Genomic DNA, 3738 nt, shown 5'->3' on the forward strand with positions numbered 1-3738 from the left:
CTCAAAAAAAATTGCCTAATCTCAAAGGATTAGACAATTTTATAAATGGAATTACCAACAACAGTTGACATAGAACCGATTTTTTGATTGCTCATTTAATTGTTGGTGAGTCTGGCGCTGCGTCCAGCCATCCGCAAGAACACCGGCGAGGAGCGTGACAAGTAGGCCGCCCGCGCCCAGGATTCCGAGACCATAGACCACCGGTGTGAGCTGCCAAGTGACGAGAGCGGCCAAACCGGCTAGGACCAGTACCGCAATGAATAAGGGAGCTAACATGTCAATGAAAAATTTGCTGTCCGTCATCGAAACACCCACTTTCTGAAAATTAATTTTAGGTGCTCATTATCCCTCAGAAATCTTGAAAATACAAGAAAATTTAGTGTTTTAGGGATTATTAATTTAATGGGTAATATAAAATAAAAGTTCGGCGAAGCTAAAAAAGTCTTTACAATTGCTGCTGGACCAGTATAATAATGGAATAGCATAAGAATAGGGGAGCTGAAAATCATGACAGACAACGTTTCAACAAAGTCGAATTTGACCGGCTATGCAAACGGCCCGTCATTACAAGAAATTAACGGGACAGTGGCAATACCAAAGGAAAAAGGGTTCATCAAGAACTTATTGGCCTTCTCTGGCCCTGGGGCCTTGGTTGCTGTGGGGTACATGGATCCGGGGAATTGGGTAACATCCATTGGTGGGGGTGCTCAGTATGGTTACCTACTGATGTCGGTGATCTTGATTTCGAGTTTAATCGCGATGCTGTTACAGTACATGGCGGCTAAACTGGGCATTGTGACGCAGATGGATTTGGCCCAAGCAACCCGGGCCCATACGACAAAACGCATTGGGGCAATCCTGTGGGTGATGACCGAGTTAGCCATCATGGCCACAGATATTGCGGAAGTTATTGGGGGCGCCATTGCCCTGCAATTACTGTTCGGCGTCCCACTAATTCTAGGGGTATCACTGACTGTTTTTGATGTGTTATTACTATTATTGTTAACTAAATTGGGCTTCCGTAAAATCGAAGCCATCGTGGTGTGCTTAATCACCGTTATCTTGGTGGTCTTTGCTTACGAAGTCATCATTGCCCAACCCAACATGGGGGCAGCGGTTGCCAACTTTATTCCTCGTCCAGAAATTGTACATCCTGGACAATTGACGATGGCGCTGGGAATTGTGGGGGCAACGGTTATGCCACATAATTTGTACCTGCATTCCTCCATTTCCCAGACTCGAAAGTTTGACCGGGAAGATCCAGATGAAATGGCACGAGCGGTTAAGTTCACTACGTGGGACTCAAACATTCAATTATTTGGCGCTTTTATCATCAACTGTTTGTTACTTTTGCTGGGGGCAGCGATGTTCTTTGGTAAGGGAACGGACCAATTGGGAACGTTTGGTAACCTGTACGCAGCATTACAGGATAACCACCTGGCTGGTGCGGTTGCATCACCAGTCCTGTCGACCTTGTTTGCGGTAGCCTTACTTGCGTCGGGACAAAATTCGACGATTACGGGGACCTTAACGGGCCAAGTGATTATGGAAGGTTTCATCAACATGCGGATTCCACTGTGGGTTCGCCGCCTGGTTACCCGGTTGATTTCGGTAGTGCCCGTCATTATTGCGACCATCATTTATGGGGGTAGTGAGCGTGCACTGGACAATCTGCTGGTGAACTCGCAGGTGTTCTTGTCGATTGCCCTACCATTCTCAATGATTCCACTGACCATTTTTACTTCTTCTAAGAAGATCATGGGTGAAAAATGGGTCAACAAACGCTGGGTGACCGTGTTAGCGTGGACGTGTACCGTTGTCTTGACGGTGTTGAACATCCAGATTGTGCTGACAACGTTGGGAGATCTCTTTTAGATCACTGACGCCTGCTGACCCAGACTGGTTTTAAAGGCAGAAGTCTATTGACTTTTCGCGGTTAGCCCGGTATCATCAAGGGCATAAGCTAAGAAACAGTTCAGTAGTGAAGGCGGCTCCGGTCAAGAGATCTGACGGTGCTGAGAGTCAGAACGCCCGCATTCACGAATTACGCTGTGGAGCGGCCGGATTTTTCGGCGGGTCATTCCGTTAACAATGACGAGCGGTTGTCGATTGACAACAACTTGGGTGGTAACGCGGATTTTAATTCGTCCCTGATGGCATTGGCCATTGGGGACTTTTTTATGCAACAAATACATTAGGAGGAATGAGATATGTCGATTATTGATGAATTGAAATGGCGAGGTGCCATTAACCAGCAGACAGATGAATCAGGGCTTGGTGACTTAGTAAACGAGAAGGCTGTCGGTTTGTATGCGGGGATTGATCCAACCGGAGATTCCATGCACATTGGTCACTTGATCCCGTTCATGATTCTAAAACGGTTCCAATTGGCTGGTCACCGACCATACATTGTGATTGGTGGAGCAACGGGTTCCATTGGTGATCCTTCGGGTAAAAAGGCTGAACGAGTTCTGCAAACGATGGATCAAGTTCGCCACAACCAAGATTGCCTGACCCGTCAGATGGAAAATCTTTTTGGCCAAGACGGCTCTTTTAAGATTGTGAACAACTACGACTGGTTATCCAAGGTATCCTTGTTGGATTTCTTGCGGGACTACGGGAAGCTGTTCAACGTCAACAACATGTTGAATAAAGAAGTTGTTGCATCACGGCTAGAAGTTGGAATCTCCTACACGGAATTCACTTACCAAATCTTACAATCGATTGATTTTCTCCATTTATATCAAGCAGAAGATGTACAATTACAGATTGGTGGGGCCGATCAATGGGGTAACATCACTGCCGGCATTGACCTGATTCACAAACAAGAGGGTGCGGAAGCCAAGGCATACGGCCTGACAATTCCGTTATTGTTGAAGGCGGATGGGACCAAGTTTGGTAAGTCCGAGGGTGGCAACATCTGGTTGGATCCTGAAAAGACCTCACCATACGAGTTCTACCAATTCTGGATCAACACGGACGACCGTGACGTCATCAAATTCTTGAAGTACTTCACGTTCTTGAGCCAAGACGAAATCAAGACGTTGGAAGACGCTGTCGCAACGCATCCAGAAAAGCGGTTGGCACAAACGCGCTTAGCTGAAGAAGTGACGGAGTTTGTTCACGGTAAGGACGCTGTCGCAGAAGCCCAACACATTACCAAGGCACTATTTTCCGGGGATGTTGCTGACTTGACGGCCAGTGAAATTGAACAAGGTTTCAAGAAGATGCCATCAGTTACGGTCAACACAGACAAGAAAAACATTGTTGAATGGTTGGTGGACGATACCAAGATTGAATCTTCTCGACGTCAGGCGCGGGAAGACTTAACGAACGGCGCCATTCGAATTAATGGTGAGAAAGTTACGGCAACGGATGTGGATATTGATCCTACCAGTGCATTTGATGGCAAGTTTGTCATCGTGCGGCGGGGGAAGAAGCGTTACTTCCTAGTCCGCGTTGCTGGCTAATTGTAAACTTTTAAAGGGCACGAACAATCGCTGAGATTGTTCGTGCTTTTTGATAGCCAAAATAAAGGCGAACGGTTATAATGGAAAAATCAAGAAACACACGGCTGTCGGGTAACTATTTCTTGAGTTTTCAGGTATAAGATATGGCTTTGAAAAAAGATTCGTTTATTTTCATTTTTTAGTTGACGGGACAAGCTGTGGTTGGTATAGTTATATACGTTGTCACGGCGATTCACCAACTAGACCAATTTAAAAGATTGAAATTAGT

The 3738-nt window shown here is 46.0% G+C and carries 3 protein-coding genes and 1 other annotated feature; of the genes, 2 read left to right on the forward strand and 1 reads right to left on the reverse strand.

Annotated elements, in window-relative coordinates; all coding sequences use genetic code 11:
* Positions 1-51: 51 nt before the first annotated feature.
* Complete coding sequence (locus tag EKM99_RS15455) at positions 52-303, reverse strand: hypothetical protein (RefSeq protein WP_125584192.1); 252 nt, start codon at positions 301-303, stop codon at positions 52-54.
* 204 nt (positions 304-507) lie between these two features.
* On the opposite strand from EKM99_RS15455, the gene EKM99_RS15460 reads away from it, so the two are divergent.
* Together EKM99_RS15460 and tyrS are read left to right on the forward strand one after the other, a co-directional pair.
* On the forward strand, positions 508-1875 hold the full coding sequence (locus EKM99_RS15460; protein ID WP_125584193.1) for an Nramp family divalent metal transporter: 1368 nt from the start codon (positions 508-510) through the stop codon (positions 1873-1875).
* Between the two features lie 81 nt (positions 1876-1956).
* Positions 1957-2155, forward strand: a binding site (T-box leader).
* A gap of 55 nt (positions 2156-2210) precedes the next feature.
* Positions 2211-3470, forward strand: a complete 1260-nt coding sequence (gene tyrS, locus EKM99_RS15470; RefSeq protein WP_125584195.1) for a tyrosine--tRNA ligase — start codon at positions 2211-2213, stop codon at positions 3468-3470.
* The last annotated feature ends 268 nt before the right edge of the window (positions 3471-3738 follow it).

It is taken from the genome of Levilactobacillus cerevisiae (assembly GCF_003946245.1).
Taxonomy (GTDB): Bacteria; Bacillota; Bacilli; order Lactobacillales; family Lactobacillaceae; genus Levilactobacillus; species Levilactobacillus cerevisiae.

What these genes read in the sequence shown, in the direction of transcription:
- EKM99_RS15455 (WP_125584192.1), bottom strand. Translation starts at nt 303, where the DNA reads ATGACGGACAGCAAATTTTTCATTGACATGTTAGCTCCCTTATTCATT.
- EKM99_RS15460 (WP_125584193.1), top strand. Translation starts at nt 508, where the DNA reads ATGACAGACAACGTTTCAACAAAGTCGAATTTGACCGGCTATGCAAAC.
- tyrS (WP_125584195.1), top strand. Translation starts at nt 2,211, where the DNA reads ATGTCGATTATTGATGAATTGAAATGGCGAGGTGCCATTAACCAGCAG.